This window comes from Streptomyces sp. NPDC041205 (assembly GCF_055591765.1).
This window is the reverse complement of the sequence record NZ_JBVIZH010000017.1, coordinates 50,879-65,463: the sequence shown is the minus strand read 5'-3', so window position 1 is coordinate 65,463 and position 14,585 is coordinate 50,879. Positions and strand designations below refer to the sequence as shown.

Genomic DNA, 14,585 nt, shown 5'->3' with positions numbered 1-14,585 from the left:
GTGGTTATGAGACGCGCCATCGCGGAGATAACTCAGGTGGAGTTGGTAGCCAACTTGGGCGAAATGGTCAGACTCTTCGGGGGGTTGGCCACCAGCCCAGGCCGCCGGGAGCCGAACCCGGCGTTCGGGTCGACCAGTTGGCAGCCGGCTAAGGGGCCCGCCGCCCCTGTACCAGAAGGGGGACCGTCATGCCGTTCATCGCCGTCGTCATCGCCGCCCTCGCCATTGGATTCGAGCAGGCCATCCAGTGGAAATACGGGCCGATGGGCATCATCGCCTTCGTCCTGCTCACCGTCGGGATCAAGGCCAAGAACACCACCGCGGGCGGCATCGGGGCGCTGATCCTCGTGCTGCTGCTCGCCCAGTCGGGCTGAACCGGCCCGGCCCGCCAGTCGGGCTGACCGAGCTCTCATCCGGAGGGGAGCCGGGAGTTCGGTCAGCCGTCACACCCGGGGCACGGGCCCACTCAAGGCCCCGCCAACGCCAGGCCCGCGCCCCGAAGAAGCGGCGGGGTGGTCCACATCGTTGTGGACCACCCCGTCGAACCGTTCAGGAGGGCGCGCGCCCGTACCAGGACAACCGCCGCCCGGCCTCAGATCACCGCCCGGATCTCCCCCACCTCGCGCCCCGCCCCGAGCAGCGGCGCCCTGCCGATCCGGTCCAGGATCGGGGCGTCGGTGCCGAGCAGGCGCAGGGCGCGGGCCAGGACCGGGCCGAGTACCCGCGTCGAGCCGTCGTCGATCTTGAAGGCGAGGGCCCGGCCGTCGGGAAGGGCGACCGCCTGGACGGCCTCGGCGCCCATCTTCGACAGCGCGCCGGGCACCTCCCGCATCAGCCAGGTGTCGGGACGCCGGGTCCCGGCGACGTACTCGGGGTGGGCCCGCATGGCGTCGGCGACCCGGCGCTCGGGGCTGCCCTCGGGGGCGAGGACGAAGTGCCGGTAGGCGCGGGCGAGGCCGGTCAGGGAGATGGCCATCAGGGGCGCGCCGCAGCCGTCCGTGCCGACGGCGGCGACGGGCTCGCCCGCGGCCGCCTCGATGCCGTCGTGGATCAGGCGCTGGAGGGGGTGCCCGGGGTCGAGGTAGCTCTCCTTGGGCCAGCCGTTCAGGGCGCAGACGGCGAGCATCGCGGCGTGCTTGCCGGAGCAGTTCATCGTGACCCGGTCGCGGACGGCGCCCGAGGCCAGGTACGTCTCGGCCTCCTCGGGGTCCAGCGGCAGATCGGCGGGGCACTGCAGCTCGGCGGGGGTCAGCCCGTGCTCGGCCAGCATCTTCAGTACGAGATCCCGGTGGAACGTTTCTCCGGAGTGGCTGGCGGCGGCCAGGGCCAGGCGCTCGCCGGACAGGTCGAGACCGGCCCGCAGCACCGCCGCCGCCTGCATCGGCTTGTTGGTGGAGCGCGGGAAGACGGGGGCCGTCACATCGCCGAGCGCGAGCTGCACGTCGCCGTCGGCCCCGAGCAGCACGAGGCTGCCGCGGTGGTGGCCCTCGACGAAGCCCGACCGGACGACCTCGGCGAGGACCGGGGGTATGACGGGGGAACTGGTGACGGCGGACGGCGGCGTCGTCTTCGGCATCTTCGGCCTTCCGGGTGCGGGCGGTGTGACGGACCGCCCACGGGAACGCCGGACCCGAGGATCACGGCGGCCGTACCGGACACGGCGTCCACCACGATCACGGGATCTCGGCGGGCGCCGCACGCGGACGTCCACCGGGACCACGGCCGACGGCGGCCACCGGGTCCTGCGGGGTCACCGGGCCCGGCGGGGCGGCGGTGCCCACCGGGGCCGGCAGGTCACGCGAGCAGGTCGTCTACTTGTGCTTCTCCTTCACGGTACCTGCGGGCGATCTCCGCACTGCAATCGTCCGTCGTCCGCTGCATCTCCTGACGCCGCCGGGAAACCTGCTGTTCATAACGGACGAGACGGCCCATCGCCGCGTGCAGCTCCTCGTCCGTGCGGGCTGCCAGGTCGGACAGCTCCACATCGGCGAGCATCTCGGCGGCCAGGCGCCGGTACTCCTCGCTGTGCGGGGTGCCGAGCGTCACATGGCGGGCCGACGAGCGGTGCCGGGCCGGGCCGTCCGTGAGGATCTCCGGGAGCCGGTCCACGACCAGAGGCGACTCCGCCCCGGTGGCGGCCTCCGGGCCCCGGCCCGCCGCACGCGGAACCCTGCGGCGCGCCGTCTCCGCCCGCAGGATGTCGATACGGCCCTGCAGCAGCCGTCGTACGTAGCTCAGATCCGCCTCGTCCTGCTGCGTGGAGCGGCGCAGCTCGCGCAGCTCAGGCAGGCGCAGGGCGGTCAGGTCGTGCGCGGGTACGTCGGGCAGGACGGGGCTGTCGGTGCGCTGGACCGGGGGGCGCGGGACGTGGGTGCCGCCGATGCCCGCCGCACCGCCCGCACTGCCCGCGCCGCCCGCCTCGGCGGCCCCGGCCATGCCCACCATCCCCACTGCCCCTGCTGTCCCTGCTGCTCCCACTGCCCCTGCTGCCCCTGCTGCCCCCACTGTCCCGCCCATGCCCGCTGTCCCGCCCATCCCTGCCGTCCCGCCCGGGTGTCTCGCCCCCGACGGCCATGACGCCCCGGGCGACCATGGCGTGCTGGGCGTACTGGGCGTACTGGGTGTGCTCATGTGGCTCTACCGTCCCCTCAGCCGGCGCGGTACACCGCGTGTGAGCATCGTGCCACCCCGAGTGGTCGCTCTGTGCGTGAGTGCCCCCAATCGGCCCCGGATGGGGGGTTCTGGACCGGCGCGCGGACGGCGCATGCGCGCAGGGCATGATGGGCGCCATGCGTGCGGTGGTGCAGAGAGTGGACGGCGCGAGTGTCGTCGTGGACGGGGAGACGGTCGGGGAGATCGTCGGTGAAGGGCTGTGCGTGCTGGTCGGTGTCACGCACTCCGACACGAAGGAGAAGGCCGGGCAGCTCGCCCGCAAGCTCTGGTCCTTGCGGATCCTCGCGGACGAGAAGTCCTGCTCGGACGTCGACGCGCCGCTCCTCGTGATCAGCCAGTTCACCCTCTACGGCGACGCGCGCAAGGGCCGTCGCCCCACCTGGAACGCGGCCGCCCCGGGCGACGTGGCCGAGCCGCTCGTCGACGAAGTGGTCTCCCGGCTCCGCGCCCTCGGCGCCACGGTGTCCACGGGCCGCTTCGGCGCCCACATGCGCGTGGGCCTCACCAACGACGGCCCCTTCACCGTCCTCCTGGACGTCTGACCCGCTCCACCGTGCCGCCGGGGCACCCCGGACCCGAGGTCAGGGTTCGACCACTGTTTCCTGTGCGGCGGCCGTCGTACCGGCCAGGAGCTCCGCGTCGACGGGGACGTTGCGCTTGATGAGGGCGAGGGCGATGGGACCGAGCTCGTGGTGGCGTACGGACGTGGTGATGAAGCCGAGTTTGCGGCCCTCGGGCCCGTCCGCGGCGAGGTGGAGGGGCGTACCGTGCACCGGCAGGTGCACCTCGCTGCCGTCGAGGTGGAGGAAGACGAGGCGCCGCGGCGGCTTGCCGAGGTTCTGGACGCGGGCGACGGTCTCCTGCCCGCGATAGCACCCCTTCTGGAGGTGGACGGCGCTGCCGATCCAGCCCAGCTCGTGCGGAATGGTCCGGTGGTCGGTCTCGAAGGCGAGCCGCGGCCGGTGGTGCTCGACACGGAGCGCCTCGTAGGCGAGGAGCCCGGCGACGGGCCCGTGCGCCTCGGCGTAGGAGGAGAGGTCCGCGCGGGGCAGGAAGACGTCCCGGCCGTGCGGCGTCTCACGGACGGCGGCGCCGTCGGGGACGGCCGCGATGGACCCGGCGGGCAGGTGCACCACGGCGATGTCGGCGGTGCGGTCGGCGACCTCGACGCGGTAGAAGAACTTCATGCTCTCCAGGTACGCGATGAGCGCGTCCTGCGTGCCGGGCTCGACGTGCGCCCACATCGTCTCGCCGTCGTCGACGAGGTAGAGCGCGTGCTCGATGTGCCCGTTCGCGGAGAGGATCAGCGCTTCGGTGGCCCGCCCCGCGGGCAGTTCGCTGACGTGCTGGGTGAGCAGCAGATGCAGCCAGCTCAGCCGGTCGGCACCGGTGACGGTGACGACGCCGCGGTGGGAGAGGTCGACGAGTCCGGTGCCGTCGGCGAGGGCACGCTGCTCGCGGAACAGGTCGCCGTAGTGGGCGGCGACACCTTCGTCCACGCCCTCGGCGGGGACGGCGCCGGGCAGCGAAAGCAGGGGGCTCTTCATGTTCACAAAGACTACGACCCGAGGACCGGGGAGCTTATTCCGCGGCCCGGTCGACCTGTTCCGGATCGACGGAGCCGGCGGCAGCGCCGGCCGCGGCGCACTTCTCGCAGCGCCCGAAGATCGCGAAGTGCTTCATGTCCGTGTCGAACCCGAACATCCCCCGCAGCTTCGCGGTGAACTCGGCGGCCACGTCCAGGTCGGCCTCGATGACGTGCGTACAGTCCCGGCACACCAGGTGGATGTGGTGGTGGCGGTCCGCGAGGTGGTACGTGGGGGCGCCGTGGCCGAGGTGGGCGTGGCTGACCAGGCCCAGCTCCTCCAGGAGCTCCAGGGTGCGGTAGACGGTGGAGATGTTGACCCCCGACGCCGTCTTGCGGACCTCGGAGAGGATGTCGTCGGGGGTCGCGTGCTCCAGTGTGTCCACGGCTTCGAGCACGAGCTGGCGCTGCGGCGTCAGGCGGTATCCGCGCTGCCGCAGGTCGCTCTTCCAGTCGGAGTCGGTGCTCGCCACACTCCGCAGTGTAGGCCCACTCGGAGATGACCTACTTCAAGGGAGAAGGCCTACTTGAAGAAGGCGATCCCGTCGTCGGGCAGGTCGCCGAGGCTGCGTGCCATCTCGGCGACGTCCTCGGGCGAGACGACCTTCTTGAGCTGCGCGGACATGTACGGCCGCAGCGGCACCTCGGGCGTCTGCTTCTCGCCGACCCACATCAGGTCGCCCTTCACATAGCCGTAAAGACGCTTGCCGCCGCTGTACGGGCCGGAGGCGGCCGTGCGGGCCACGGCGTCGGTGGCCAGGTCGATCTGCGGCTTCTGGTCGGCCAGCTCGCCGTACCAGACCTCGACGACGCCGTCCTGGCGGACCATGACGACCTCGACCTTGCGGGGGCCTTTGTCACCTTCGGCGGAGATGCGCCAGAAGCCCGACTCGGACTCCAGCGGCTCGACCTTGTTGCCTTCGGCGTCGAGCACCCAGGTGTGCGACTGGTACTCCAGGAAGTCCCGCCCGTCGTGCGAGAAGGAGACTTCCTGGCCGAAATTCGCCTTGGCGGAGCCGGGGAAGTCGGTGACGCCCGCGCCGGCCCAGTTGCCCAGGAGCCAGGCGAGGGGGACGAGGTCGCGGTGCAGGTCGGACGGGATCTCGATCATGGGGTGCTCAGGAGTCTCTCGGTGGGGGGTGCGGTCAGCGCTGGCCCTGGTACAGCTTCTTCACGGTCAGACCCGCGAAGGCGAGGACGCCGACGCAGACCAGGACAAGGAGAGCGGAGAAGAAGGCCTCAAGCACGGAAGCTCCTTGGTGAGCGGTATGTAGGGCGGTACAGAGCCGCATCCCACTCTAGCCGTGCGCGCCCTGCCCCTCTCTGCGAGGTCGGCCGTACGCTGGACGTATGTACGCGCGAAGGCGCCATGTGTACTTCGCCATGATGGGCACGTGCCTGGCCCTGTTCGTCCTGGCCTGGGGTGTTGTGCGGCTGTGGTCGATTCCGGTCGCCGTCGGGATGTGCGTCGTGGCGATGGTGATCCCCCCGGTGGCCGCCATGGTGGCGAACCGGCGCGGTCCCGAGGACCGCTGGTGGGACGACCCCTCGGGGGACCCGAAGTCCGACGAGTGGTGGGACGAGCTCGACGGCAGACGCCGCCGGTAGCACGACCGAGGGCCGCACCCCGTGGCGTCCAACCCCTGGGTGCGGCCCGTCGGCCCGCTTGCTCAGACAGCGATCGCGACCTCCGCGAGGCCGCCCGTCTGCGCGACGACCGTGCGGTCCGCCGAGCCGCCGGGCACCAGGGCCCGTACGGTCCACGTGCCCTCGGCCGCGTAGAAGCGGAACTGTCCCGTGGCGGAGGTGGGCACCTCCGCGGTGAACTCGCCGGTCGAGTCCAGCAGGCGGACGTAACCGGTGACGGGCTCGCCGTCGCGGGTCACCTGGCCCTGGATGGTGGTCTCACCGGGCTTGATCGTCGAGGCGTCAGGGCCGCCGGCCTTGGCTCCACACATGGGTACTCCTGGGGATGGGGGAAGGTCGGGGCTTACTTGTTGGCGCCGAGCTCGATCGGCACGCCCACGAGGGAGCCGTACTCGGTCCAGGAGCCGTCGTAGTTCTTGACGTTCTCCTGGCCGAGCAGCTCGTGCAGGACGAACCAGGTCAGGGCGGAGCGCTCACCGATGCGGCAGTACGCGATGGTGTCCTTCGCGAGGTCGACCTGCTCGTCCTCGTAGAGGGCCTTCAGCTCGTCGTCGGACTTGAAGGTGCCGTCGTCGTTGGCGTTCTTCGACCACGGGATGTTGCGGGCGCTCGGCACGTGGCCGGGGCGCTGCGACTGCTCCTGCGGGAGGTGGGCCGGGGCGAGCAGCTTGCCGGAGAACTCGTCGGGCGAGCGGACGTCGACGAGGTTCTTCGAGCCGATCGCGGCGACGACGTCGTCACGGAAGGCGCGGATCGAGGTGTCCTGGGCCTTGGCCCGGTACGACGTGGCGGCGCGCTGCGGCACCTGCGCTCCGTCGACCAGGTCGCGGGAGTCCAGCTCCCACTTCTTGCGGCCGCCGTCGAGGAGCTTCACGTCCTGGTGGCCGTAGAGCTTGAAGTACCAGAAGGCGTAGGAGGCGAACCAGTTGTTGTTGCCGCCGTAGAGGACGACGGTGGAGTCGTTCGCGATGCCCTTGGCGGAGAGCAGCTTCTCGAAGCCCTCCTGGTCGATGAAGTCACGGCGGACCGGGTCCTGGAGGTCCTTGGTCCAGTCGATCCGGATGGCGTTCTTGATGTGGTTCTTGTCGTACGCCGAGGTGTCCTCGTCCACCTCGACGATCACGACCTTCGGGTCGTCGATGTGGGCCTCGACCCAGTCGGCGTCTACCAGGACGTCGCTGCGGCTCATGCTGTTCTCCTCCGGGGCAGTTCGGGGCAGTTGCGGCGGGGATGACGCGGGTTGCGCGGGGAAGTGCGCGTATGGGTACGCGGGGAGGCGCCGGTCATACGGCACGGGTGGCGCTGGTGACCGTGAGGGGGTCAACAGGCCCGGGGAACACCGGAGTCGGGAGTCCGGTTCAGAGAGTGCGACAGAGCATGGCGGCGACGCGACACAGGTCCACTGCCCGCCGCTTCGTGAGGTCCGCCTGTCGGTGCATGCGTCCGATCGTAGGGACGCAGGGGTGGCCGTGTCACCGGCGTGTCGGATACTGAGACGTTTTCGTCCAGGATGTGGTCAGGTGGATGCTTTCCGGCCGGTCGCCGGGGTCCGCCGGGCCTGGGACGCACCGCGGGCGCCCGCCCACCATCTGAGGGACGGACGCCCGCGTCTCGTACTACGGACAACTACCGGGGCGACGGCTCAGGACACCAGGTCCACGTTCTCGCCCTTCACGGCCACGTCCACGCCGTCGGGGGCCGCCTGCACGGTGTCGAGCTTGATGCCGCCCGGCAGGTCGGTGACCTTCTCCTCGAAGTCGGTGATGTCGCGGGCGATGCCCTCGGGCAGCGGGATCTTCACGCCGAGCACTTCGAGACTGTCCGGGATCGTGTCGGCGTGCACCTTGATCGTGTCGCCCTCGACGCTCAGGGAGCTGAGCACGTGCACGGGCTTGGGGAGCTTCGTGCCGCCCTTGCTGACCTCGACCTCGACCTTGACCTTGCCGTCGCCGCCGTCGGAGAGGCCGACGACCTCGCCGGTGGCGCCGAGCGGCAGCTTCACCGGCTCGGCCTTGGCGGCCTTCAGGAGCTCGTCGTAGGAGATCCGGGCGACGCCCGCGGCGGAGTCGGCGGTGGCGGAGCTGTAGTCGCTGGAGAAGTCGAGGCCGTGCGCGGTGGCGTTGAGGTTCGCGATGCGGATGGTGTCGCCGTCGGACTTGGCGTCGTAGTCCTTGATGCCGATCTCGACGTCGTCGAGCTTGCCGCTCAGGACCTGGGTGAGGAACGGGAAGCCCTTGATGGACACGTCGGGCGTGCTGCTCAGGCCCTCCTGCGCCTTGATCTTCTCCGCCGCCTCGCTCTCCGCGAAGGACACCGCGAACCGGTCGGCGGCGACGAAGAGGCCCCCGAGGACCACCACGACGATCAGAAGAATGCGTATCGCGCGCTTGCTCATGCCTGCTGTTCCCCGTCCCCCGCCTCGGCTGTTCCGTTGCCGCGAGCCTAAAGGACGGATCCCCGGCCGCTGTGCCCGGCCGGGGACCTGTCGATCGACTGTGACGCTGCGGGCGGCTCCCGCCCGGACTCAGCCGAGGGCGCGCCCCAGCAGGTACACGGCGGGCGCGGCGGCCGCGAGCGGCAGTGCGACACCGGCCGTGAAGTGCACGAACCGCGACGGGTAGTCGTAGGAGGCGACCCGGTGCCCGATCACGGCACAGACGCCCGCGGCGAGCCCGAGCAGGGCGCCCTCGCTGCCGAAGTCCGTCGCTCCGCCGACCGCGATGCCCGCTCCGGCCGCCGCGAGCAGCGCCACGACCACCGACACGGGCGTCGGCAGCGGCAGCGCGCGGGCCAGCACGGCCCCGGCGACGGCGACCCCGCCGACGGTCGCGGCGTCGTCCACGGCGGCCAGGTGCCCGGCCGCGATGATCGCGAGCGCGCTGGAGGCGAGGGTGGCCATCAGGCCGTACATCCGCTCGTCGGCACCGGCGCGGCTGCGCAGTTGCAGGACGAGGACCAGCAGCACCCACACGCCGAGGGTGCCGAGGATCGCGGCCGGGGCGTTGCCCTCGCCGGTGGCGAGCAGCGCGACGTCGGCGGCGACACCGCCGAGGAACGCGAGCGCGATGCCCTGCCGGGCGGGCCACATCCCGTTCAGCCGGAACCATCCGGCGGCCGTCACACCCTGCAGGATCACCAGCGGTACGAGCAGCCCGTACTGCCCCGCCGCGGCGCCCCCGGCGAGCAGCAGCCCGAGCAGCGCCGTGAGCAGGGCGGGCTGCATCCCCGGCTCTATGATCGGCGACCGCCCCTCGGCCCGGGCCCGCTGGGCGTCGGTGATGCGGGGGTTGCCGGTGACGGTGGCGGGGCCGTATCCGGCGGTGTCGGGCTCGGGGGTGACTCCGGCCTCGGGGCTGACCACGGGTTCAGGGCCGACTTCGGGCTCGGGCTGGTGCGACCCCGGGTAGTCCGGCTCGGACGCCTGGGCCTGGTAGGGCTGCGCCTGGTACGCCTGCGGCGGCTCCGCGTAGGCCTGGGGCGGCAGGTACGCGGTCTCGGTCACGTCGACGGCGGGCAGCGGGGCCGACACCTGGGTCTCCCAGGTCTGCCCCTCCCACTGCTGCGTGGCGTACTGCTGCTGCGCGTAGGGCTCCTGATACCCCCACTCGCCCTGCCCCTGCGGATACCCCTGCTGGGCGGCGGGCTCCTGCGGGTACTGCCCGTACTGCGGGTCGTACGGCTGCTGGCCCTGGTACTGCTGGGGCTGGGCCTGCGGGTGCGGCTGCTGTGGGTACTGCTGATAAGGGTCGTACGGTTCGTTGCTCATCGCGTACGGGTCATCCTCCTGCGAACGGCGGGAGCACCTCGACCGTGCCGCCCTCGGCAAGCCGTACCGTCTCATGGGCGCGGGTACCGACGGGGTCGCCGTCGATGAGGAACGAGCAGCGCCGCAGCACGCGGTCGAGTTCTCCGGGGTGTCGCGCACGGGCCGCGCTGAGCGCCTCGGCCAGCGTGGCCTCGGCGTACGGCTCCTCGGCGATCCCCGCGGCGGCCTTGGCGGCGGCCCAGTACCGAATCGTCCCGGATGCCATGCCCCCTCCTTTCGCTCAAGTCACTCGGCGGTTGCCGACGTCCATGATGCCGTGGCCCAGGCGCCGATCCGCCCAAGGAGTTCGTCGTCCGCCGCGTGCTCCGCGTGCCCCATGCCGGGTTCCAGCCACAGCTCGGCCGCCCCGCCCGCGGCGGCGGCCAGCATCCGGGGGTGGTCGACGGGGAAGTACGGGTCCTGGTCGCCGTGCACGATCAGGAGCGGGGTCGGCGCGATGAGCGGCACGGACTCCGTCGGCGAGGGCGGGACGGGGTCCCACTCGTGCGGGTGGATCCGGGTGCGCAGACCGAGCCGCCCGACGAGCCGCCCCGCCCGCCGCGTCACCACCCAGTGCAGCCGCCGCATCGGCGCCGTACCCCGGTAGAACCACCGGGCCGGTGCGCTCACCGACACGACCGCGTCGACGCGCGCTTCCGTGCGCCCCCCGTGCAGCGCGGCGTGCCGCAGCACCACGGAGCCGCCCATGGAGAAACCGACCGTGACCACGCGCGCGTGCCCGAGCGAGCGCGCCCACGCCACGGCCGCCGCGAGGTCGAGCACCTCGCGGTCGCCGACCGTGGAGCGCCCGCCGGACCCGCCGTGCCCCCGGAACGAGAACGTGATCACGGCCGCACGCTGCGCGAACACCGTCGCGGCCCGGCGCACGTGCGGTCGCCCCAGGTCCCCCGTGAAGCCGTGCGCGAGCACGATCGCGGGCCCGCCGACCGGCCCGGGACCGGGGTCGTACGCGGCTTCGATCCGCACCCCGTCCGAGGTGAGGAGCGTGGAACGCGACGTGGCGCGCGGTTGAACGCGAGTGATCGGCTGCACAGAAGATCGCGCCGTTTGACCTGCCGGACCGGAACTCATGTGGGCTATTCTGCTGCGCAGAGGATCCGGGCAGCGCAGCCCCCGGGTCCTTTCGTGCTTTCCGGCGGACTCGCGCACGAGGCTCACCAAGGCCCCGTAAACGAAGCCTCAAGAACGGCGCGCACGGCCACTTCCCAGGGCGCGGGAGGTGTATCAACCGTACGAAGCAGTGCCATACGAGAGCCATACGTACGAAGCAGTGCCATACGTCCTCGCAGGGACCGAGGAGGAACCGACGTAATGGGCGAGCGAAACGTGCACGACAGTCAGAAGAACCGGCGGACGACCCAGGCAGGTGGGCCGCGATGAGTTCTCTGCTGCTCCTGACCAACGCCCTCCAGCCGTCGACGGAGGTGCTTCCCGCCCTCGGCCTGCTCCTTCACCAGGTGCGGGTGGCCCCCGCCGAGGGCCCGGCGCTCGTCGACACCCCCGGTGCCGACGTCATCCTGATCGACGGGCGGCGCGACCTGCCCCAGGTCCGCAGCCTCTGCCAGCTCCTGCGCTCCACCGGCCCCGGCTGTCCGCTGATCCTGGTCGTCACCGAGGGCGGCCTCGCCGCCGTCACCGCGGACTGGGGCATCGACGACGTGCTCCTGGACACGGCGGGCCCCGCCGAGGTCGAGGCGCGCCTGCGCCTGGCCATGGGGCGCCAGCAGATCACCGCCGACGACTCCCCCATGGAGATCAGGGGCGGCGACCTGTCCGTGGACGAGGCGACGTACAGCGCGAAGCTGAAGGGCCGGGTCCTCGACCTGACCTTCAAGGAGTTCGAGCTGATCAAGTACCTCGCACAGCACCCGGGCCGGGTCTTCACCCGCGCCCAGCTGCTTCAGGAAGTCTGGGGCTACGACTACTTCGGCGGTACGCGGACGGTCGACGTGCACGTACGCCGGCTGCGGGCCAAGCTCGGCGTCGAGCACGAGTCGCTGATCGGCACCGTGCGCAACGTCGGCTACCGCTTCGTCGTCCCCGAGAAGCCCGAGCGGGCCGAGAAGGCGGCGCGGGACACCGCGGAGAAGCCGGAGCGGACGGCGCGCACGGGCGACTCCGACGGCGCCAGGGCGGGCGCCGCGAAGCCCGCCGCGGGGCGGGCGCCGCAGGCAGCCGCCGAACGGGCGAAGGAAGCCGTCGCACGCCCTGCTCAGGGTTGAGTCCATCCGCGTAGACTGCGCGCGTGGCCAAGGTGACGCGGGACGATGTGGCGCGACTGGCGGGTACTTCGACCGCGGTCGTGAGCTACGTCATCAACAACGGACCCCGGCCGGTCGCCCCGGCCACGCGCGAGCGCGTACTCGCCGCGATCAAGGAGCTGGGCTACCGCCCGGACCGGGTCGCCCAGGCCATGGCGTCCCGGCGCACGGACCTCATAGGCATGATCGTGCCGGACGCGCGGCAGCCGTTCTTCGCGGAGATGACCCACGCCGTCGAGCAGGCCGCGTCCGAGCGCGGAAAAATGGTGCTCGTCGGCAACTCCGACTACGTCGAAGAACGTGAGACGCACTATCTGCGCGCCTTCCTCGGCATGCGGGTCTCCGGCCTGATCCTCGTCAGCCACGGCCTGACCGACCAGGCCGCCGCCGAGATCGACGCCTGGGACGCGCGCGTGGTGCTCCTGCACGAGCGCCCGGAGGCCATCGACGACGTCGCCGTCGTCACGGACGACGTCGGCGGCGCCCAGCTCGCCACCCGGCACCTGCTCGAACACGGCCACGCGTACGTGGCCTGCGTCGGCGGCACCGCCGAGACCCCGACCGTCGGCGACCCCGTCTCCGACCACGTCGAGGGCTGGCGGCGCGCCATGCGCGAGGCCGGTCTCCCGGTCGAGGGCCGACTCTTCGAGGCCCCCTACAACCGCTACGACGCCTACCAGCTCGCCCTCGGCTTCCTCTCCCGTCCCGACCGCCCCACCGCGATCTTCTGCTCCACGGACGACCAGGCCATCGGCGTCCTGCGGGCCGCCCGCGAGCTGCGCATCGACGTGCCCGGCGAACTGGCCGTCGCCGGATTCGACGACGTCAAGGAGGCCGGGCTCACCGACCCGCCCCTCACCACGGTCGCCTCCGACCGCCCGGCGATGGCCCGCGCGGCGGTCGACCTGGTCCTCGACGACGGGCTGCGGGTGGCCGGGTCGCGGCGGGAGCGGCTGAAGGTGTTTCCCTCGCGGCTCGTGGTGCGGCAGTCGTGCGGATGCGGGCCTGCGGCCGCGGCTGATCTTTAGGGGCCTGGGGGTGCCGGGGGTGCTGAGGTCCCGGGGGTGCTGAGGTGCCAGGGTTCCGGGGGTGCTGAGGTGCCAGGGTTCCGGGGGTGCTGAGGTGCCAGGGTTCCGGGTTTCCCCGGGAAGGGGCGCCCCTGCCGGGTGCCTGTGTTGGGCGGGCTCCTCCGGGTGGGCTTTATATCGGGCGAACGCGGTTCTGGTGGGGTTCTCAGGGCGTCCTCAGGGGGCTCTCATGTGCGGGGCACACGATCGAAGACATGACAGAACCCTTCCGCCAGCACGGCGAGTACCCGCCTCCGCCCTCCTTCGACCCGCCCCAGGCGCCGGGCGCGCCCGCGCCGGACGCGTTCTCGGCCCAGGGCTCGGCCTCGGGCCCCGTCCCGGGTCCGGGTCCCGTCCCGGGTCCAGGTCCGGGTCCCGTCCCGGGTCCCGTCCCGGCTCCCGGTCGGGCCAACCGGCGAGCCCGAGGGCCCGTCGCCCTCCTCGCCGCCGTCGCCCTCGCCGCCGCGGCCGTCGGTGGTGGCACCGCGTACGCCTTCCAGACGCTGACCGGTGACGACAGCGGCAGCGGGGGCGCGCGGAACATCAACGGGACCAGCGTCTCCGCCGGCAGCAAGGGCACCGTCGCCGGGGTCGCCGCCGCCGTCTCCCCCAGCATCGTCGAGATCAACGCCACCACCGGCTCCGGCAAGTCCACCGGGTCCGGCGTGATCATCACCTCCGACGGCGAGATCGTCACCAACAACCACGTCATCTCCGGCGCCACCGACATCACCGTCCGGACCAGCGACGGCAAGACCTACAAGGCCAGGACCGTCGGCACCGACAGCAAGAAGGACCTCGCGCTGATCAAGCTGGAGGGGGCGTCCGGGCTGAAGGCCGCGAACCTCGGTGACTCCGACGACGTACAGGTCGGGCAGGAAGTCGTTGCCATCGGCTCGCCCGAGGGGCTGACCGGGACCGTCACCAGCGGCATCGTCTCCGCGCTCGACCGGGACGTGACCGTCTCCGCCGATCCCGGGCGGGGGCAGGGTCAGGGGCAGCAGCCCGGTGGGGGGTGGCCGTTCGAGTTCGGCGGGGAGCAGTTCAACGGGGACACGGGGTCTTCGAAGACGACGTACAAGGCGTTGCAGACCGACGCGTCGCTCAACCCCGGGAACTCCGGGGGTGCGCTCATCGACATGGACGGGAACATCGTCGGGATCAACTCGGCCATGTACTCGGCGGGTTCCGGGTCGGGGGCCGGGGGCGGGTCCGAGTCGGGGAGTGTGGGGCTCGGGTTCGCGATTCCCATCAACACGGTGAAGGGGGATCTCGGGAAGCTGCGGGCCGGGGCGGAGGGGTGAGCCCTGCGGGGCATTCCCCAGTCCCGCCCCTTCCCGGAACCGGGGCTCCGCCCCGGACCCCGTATCGGCGCTCCGCGCCTCGTCCTCAAACGCCGGACGGGCTGATTCCAGCCCCTCCGGCGTTTGAGGCGCGGGGTCTGGGGCGGAGCCCCGGCATCGGGAAGGGGCGGAGTCGGGGAATGCCCCGCAGGGCCCACCCCCACCCCCCATGCGACGCTGATA

At 71.9% G+C, this 14,585-nt stretch carries 18 protein-coding genes; 6 read left to right on the top strand and 12 right to left on the bottom strand.

Annotation, left to right across the window (positions count from 1 at the left end):
* Window positions 1-188: 188 nt before the first annotated feature.
* Entirely contained in the window at window positions 189-374 is a 186-nt protein-coding gene (locus ACZ6BG_RS38715) for a hypothetical protein (RefSeq protein ID WP_469010979.1), read from the top strand.
* A 218-nt stretch (window positions 375-592) separates the two neighbouring features.
* On the opposite strand, the gene ACZ6BG_RS38710 is transcribed toward ACZ6BG_RS38715, so the two are convergent.
* Window positions 593-1,576: an asparaginase gene (locus ACZ6BG_RS38710; protein WP_468461976.1), complete on the bottom strand. Its 984-nt coding sequence runs from the start codon at window positions 1,574-1,576 to the stop codon at window positions 593-595.
* 218 nt (window positions 1,577-1,794) lie between these two features.
* Window positions 1,795-2,436, bottom strand: a complete 642-nt coding sequence (locus ACZ6BG_RS38705; RefSeq protein WP_469010977.1) for an RsiG family protein — start codon at window positions 2,434-2,436, stop codon at window positions 1,795-1,797.
* A 353-nt stretch (window positions 2,437-2,789) separates the two neighbouring features.
* Here ACZ6BG_RS38705 and dtd point away from each other — a divergent pair, with 353 nt between their 5' ends.
* Window positions 2,790-3,215, top strand: a complete 426-nt coding sequence (dtd, locus tag ACZ6BG_RS38700; protein ID WP_469010975.1) for a D-aminoacyl-tRNA deacylase — start codon at window positions 2,790-2,792, stop codon at window positions 3,213-3,215.
* Between the two features lie 39 nt (window positions 3,216-3,254).
* On the opposite strand, the gene ygfZ is transcribed toward dtd, so the two are convergent.
* The 3 genes from ygfZ to ACZ6BG_RS38685 are packed head-to-tail and all read right to left on the bottom strand — an operon-like array spanning window position 3,255 to window position 5,369.
* Window positions 3,255-4,220 (bottom strand): CAF17-like 4Fe-4S cluster assembly/insertion protein YgfZ, encoded by a 966-nt coding sequence (gene ygfZ, locus ACZ6BG_RS38695; protein ID WP_469010971.1) that lies wholly within the window; start codon window positions 4,218-4,220, stop codon window positions 3,255-3,257.
* Between the two features lie 34 nt (window positions 4,221-4,254).
* Window positions 4,255-4,731 carry a Fur family transcriptional regulator gene (locus ACZ6BG_RS38690; RefSeq protein WP_469010969.1) on the bottom strand — a complete coding sequence of 159 codons (477 nt, stop codon included), beginning with the start codon at window positions 4,729-4,731 and terminating at the stop codon, window positions 4,255-4,257.
* A 50-nt stretch (window positions 4,732-4,781) separates the two neighbouring features.
* Complete coding sequence (locus ACZ6BG_RS38685; protein ID WP_469010967.1) at window positions 4,782-5,369, bottom strand: heme-binding beta-barrel domain-containing protein; 588 nt, start codon at window positions 5,367-5,369, stop codon at window positions 4,782-4,784.
* A 239-nt stretch (window positions 5,370-5,608) separates the two neighbouring features.
* Here ACZ6BG_RS38685 and ACZ6BG_RS38680 point away from each other — a divergent pair, with 239 nt between their 5' ends.
* Complete coding sequence (locus tag ACZ6BG_RS38680) at window positions 5,609-5,866, top strand: DUF3099 domain-containing protein (protein ID WP_469010965.1); 258 nt, start codon at window positions 5,609-5,611, stop codon at window positions 5,864-5,866.
* Between the two features lie 62 nt (window positions 5,867-5,928).
* Here ACZ6BG_RS38680 and ACZ6BG_RS38675 read toward each other — a convergent pair whose 3' ends face one another.
* From ACZ6BG_RS38675 to ACZ6BG_RS38645, 7 genes are all read right to left on the bottom strand, one after another.
* Window positions 5,929-6,216 (bottom strand): DUF1416 domain-containing protein, encoded by a 288-nt coding sequence (locus ACZ6BG_RS38675; RefSeq protein ID WP_030362227.1) that lies wholly within the window; start codon window positions 6,214-6,216, stop codon window positions 5,929-5,931.
* Between the two features lie 32 nt (window positions 6,217-6,248).
* Window positions 6,249-7,094 carry a sulfurtransferase gene (locus ACZ6BG_RS38670; protein ID WP_468461988.1) on the bottom strand — a complete coding sequence of 282 codons (846 nt, stop codon included), beginning with the start codon at window positions 7,092-7,094 and terminating at the stop codon, window positions 6,249-6,251.
* Between the two features lie 169 nt (window positions 7,095-7,263).
* Window positions 7,264-7,344: a putative leader peptide gene (locus ACZ6BG_RS38665; protein WP_352321565.1), complete on the bottom strand. Its 81-nt coding sequence runs from the start codon at window positions 7,342-7,344 to the stop codon at window positions 7,264-7,266.
* 203 nt (window positions 7,345-7,547) lie between these two features.
* On the bottom strand, window positions 7,548-8,300 hold the full coding sequence (locus ACZ6BG_RS38660) for an LmeA family phospholipid-binding protein (protein WP_469010963.1): 753 nt from the start codon (window positions 8,298-8,300) through the stop codon (window positions 7,548-7,550).
* A 129-nt stretch (window positions 8,301-8,429) separates the two neighbouring features.
* Window positions 8,430-9,671: a hypothetical protein gene (locus tag ACZ6BG_RS38655; RefSeq protein WP_469010960.1), complete on the bottom strand. Its 1,242-nt coding sequence runs from the start codon at window positions 9,669-9,671 to the stop codon at window positions 8,430-8,432.
* A 10-nt stretch (window positions 9,672-9,681) separates the two neighbouring features.
* Window positions 9,682-9,936, bottom strand: coding sequence for a MoaD/ThiS family protein (locus ACZ6BG_RS38650; RefSeq protein WP_468461994.1), 255 nt, complete (start codon window positions 9,934-9,936; stop codon window positions 9,682-9,684).
* Window positions 9,937-9,956: 20 nt separating this feature from the next.
* Window positions 9,957-10,802 carry an alpha/beta hydrolase family protein gene (locus ACZ6BG_RS38645; protein ID WP_469010958.1) on the bottom strand — a complete coding sequence of 282 codons (846 nt, stop codon included), beginning with the start codon at window positions 10,800-10,802 and terminating at the stop codon, window positions 9,957-9,959.
* Window positions 10,803-11,107: 305 nt separating this feature from the next.
* Between ACZ6BG_RS38645 and ACZ6BG_RS38640 the strand changes: the two genes are divergently transcribed.
* From ACZ6BG_RS38640 to ACZ6BG_RS38630, 3 genes are all read left to right on the top strand, one after another.
* The gene (locus tag ACZ6BG_RS38640; protein WP_469010956.1) at window positions 11,108-11,953 is read left to right on the top strand and encodes a response regulator transcription factor; all 846 of its coding nucleotides are present in this window, start codon (window positions 11,108-11,110) and stop codon (window positions 11,951-11,953) included.
* Window positions 11,954-11,976: 23 nt separating this feature from the next.
* Window positions 11,977-13,020, top strand: a complete 1,044-nt coding sequence (locus ACZ6BG_RS38635) for a LacI family DNA-binding transcriptional regulator (RefSeq protein WP_469010954.1) — start codon at window positions 11,977-11,979, stop codon at window positions 13,018-13,020.
* Between the two features lie 254 nt (window positions 13,021-13,274).
* Window positions 13,275-14,363, top strand: a complete 1,089-nt coding sequence (locus ACZ6BG_RS38630) for a S1C family serine protease (protein ID WP_469010952.1) — start codon at window positions 13,275-13,277, stop codon at window positions 14,361-14,363.
* Window positions 14,364-14,585: the final 222 nt, after the last annotated feature.

Bases quoted from the DNA above. Each gene is read 5' to 3' on its own strand.
- ACZ6BG_RS38715 (WP_469010979.1), top strand. From the start codon at position 189: ATGCCGTTCATCGCCGTCGTCATCGCCGCCCTCGCCATTGGATTCGAG.
- ACZ6BG_RS38710 (WP_468461976.1), bottom strand. From the start codon at position 1,576: ATGCCGAAGACGACGCCGCCGTCCGCCGTCACCAGTTCCCCCGTCATA.
- ACZ6BG_RS38705 (WP_469010977.1), bottom strand. From the start codon at position 2,436: ATGGCCGGGGCCGCCGAGGCGGGCGGCGCGGGCAGTGCGGGCGGTGCG.
- dtd (WP_469010975.1), top strand. From the start codon at position 2,790: ATGCGTGCGGTGGTGCAGAGAGTGGACGGCGCGAGTGTCGTCGTGGAC.
- ygfZ (WP_469010971.1), bottom strand. From the start codon at position 4,220: ATGAAGAGCCCCCTGCTTTCGCTGCCCGGCGCCGTCCCCGCCGAGGGC.
- ACZ6BG_RS38685 (WP_469010967.1), bottom strand. From the start codon at position 5,369: ATGATCGAGATCCCGTCCGACCTGCACCGCGACCTCGTCCCCCTCGCC.
- ACZ6BG_RS38680 (WP_469010965.1), top strand. From the start codon at position 5,609: ATGTACGCGCGAAGGCGCCATGTGTACTTCGCCATGATGGGCACGTGC.
- ACZ6BG_RS38675 (WP_030362227.1), bottom strand. From the start codon at position 6,216: ATGTGTGGAGCCAAGGCCGGCGGCCCTGACGCCTCGACGATCAAGCCC.
- ACZ6BG_RS38670 (WP_468461988.1), bottom strand. From the start codon at position 7,094: ATGAGCCGCAGCGACGTCCTGGTAGACGCCGACTGGGTCGAGGCCCAC.
- ACZ6BG_RS38665 (WP_352321565.1), bottom strand. From the start codon at position 7,344: ATGCACCGACAGGCGGACCTCACGAAGCGGCGGGCAGTGGACCTGTGT.
- ACZ6BG_RS38660 (WP_469010963.1), bottom strand. From the start codon at position 8,300: ATGAGCAAGCGCGCGATACGCATTCTTCTGATCGTCGTGGTGGTCCTC.
- ACZ6BG_RS38655 (WP_469010960.1), bottom strand. From the start codon at position 9,671: ATGAGCAACGAACCGTACGACCCTTATCAGCAGTACCCACAGCAGCCG.
- ACZ6BG_RS38650 (WP_468461994.1), bottom strand. From the start codon at position 9,936: ATGGCATCCGGGACGATTCGGTACTGGGCCGCCGCCAAGGCCGCCGCG.
- ACZ6BG_RS38645 (WP_469010958.1), bottom strand. From the start codon at position 10,802: ATGAGTTCCGGTCCGGCAGGTCAAACGGCGCGATCTTCTGTGCAGCCG.
- ACZ6BG_RS38640 (WP_469010956.1), top strand. From the start codon at position 11,108: ATGAGTTCTCTGCTGCTCCTGACCAACGCCCTCCAGCCGTCGACGGAG.
- ACZ6BG_RS38630 (WP_469010952.1), top strand. From the start codon at position 13,275: ATGACAGAACCCTTCCGCCAGCACGGCGAGTACCCGCCTCCGCCCTCC.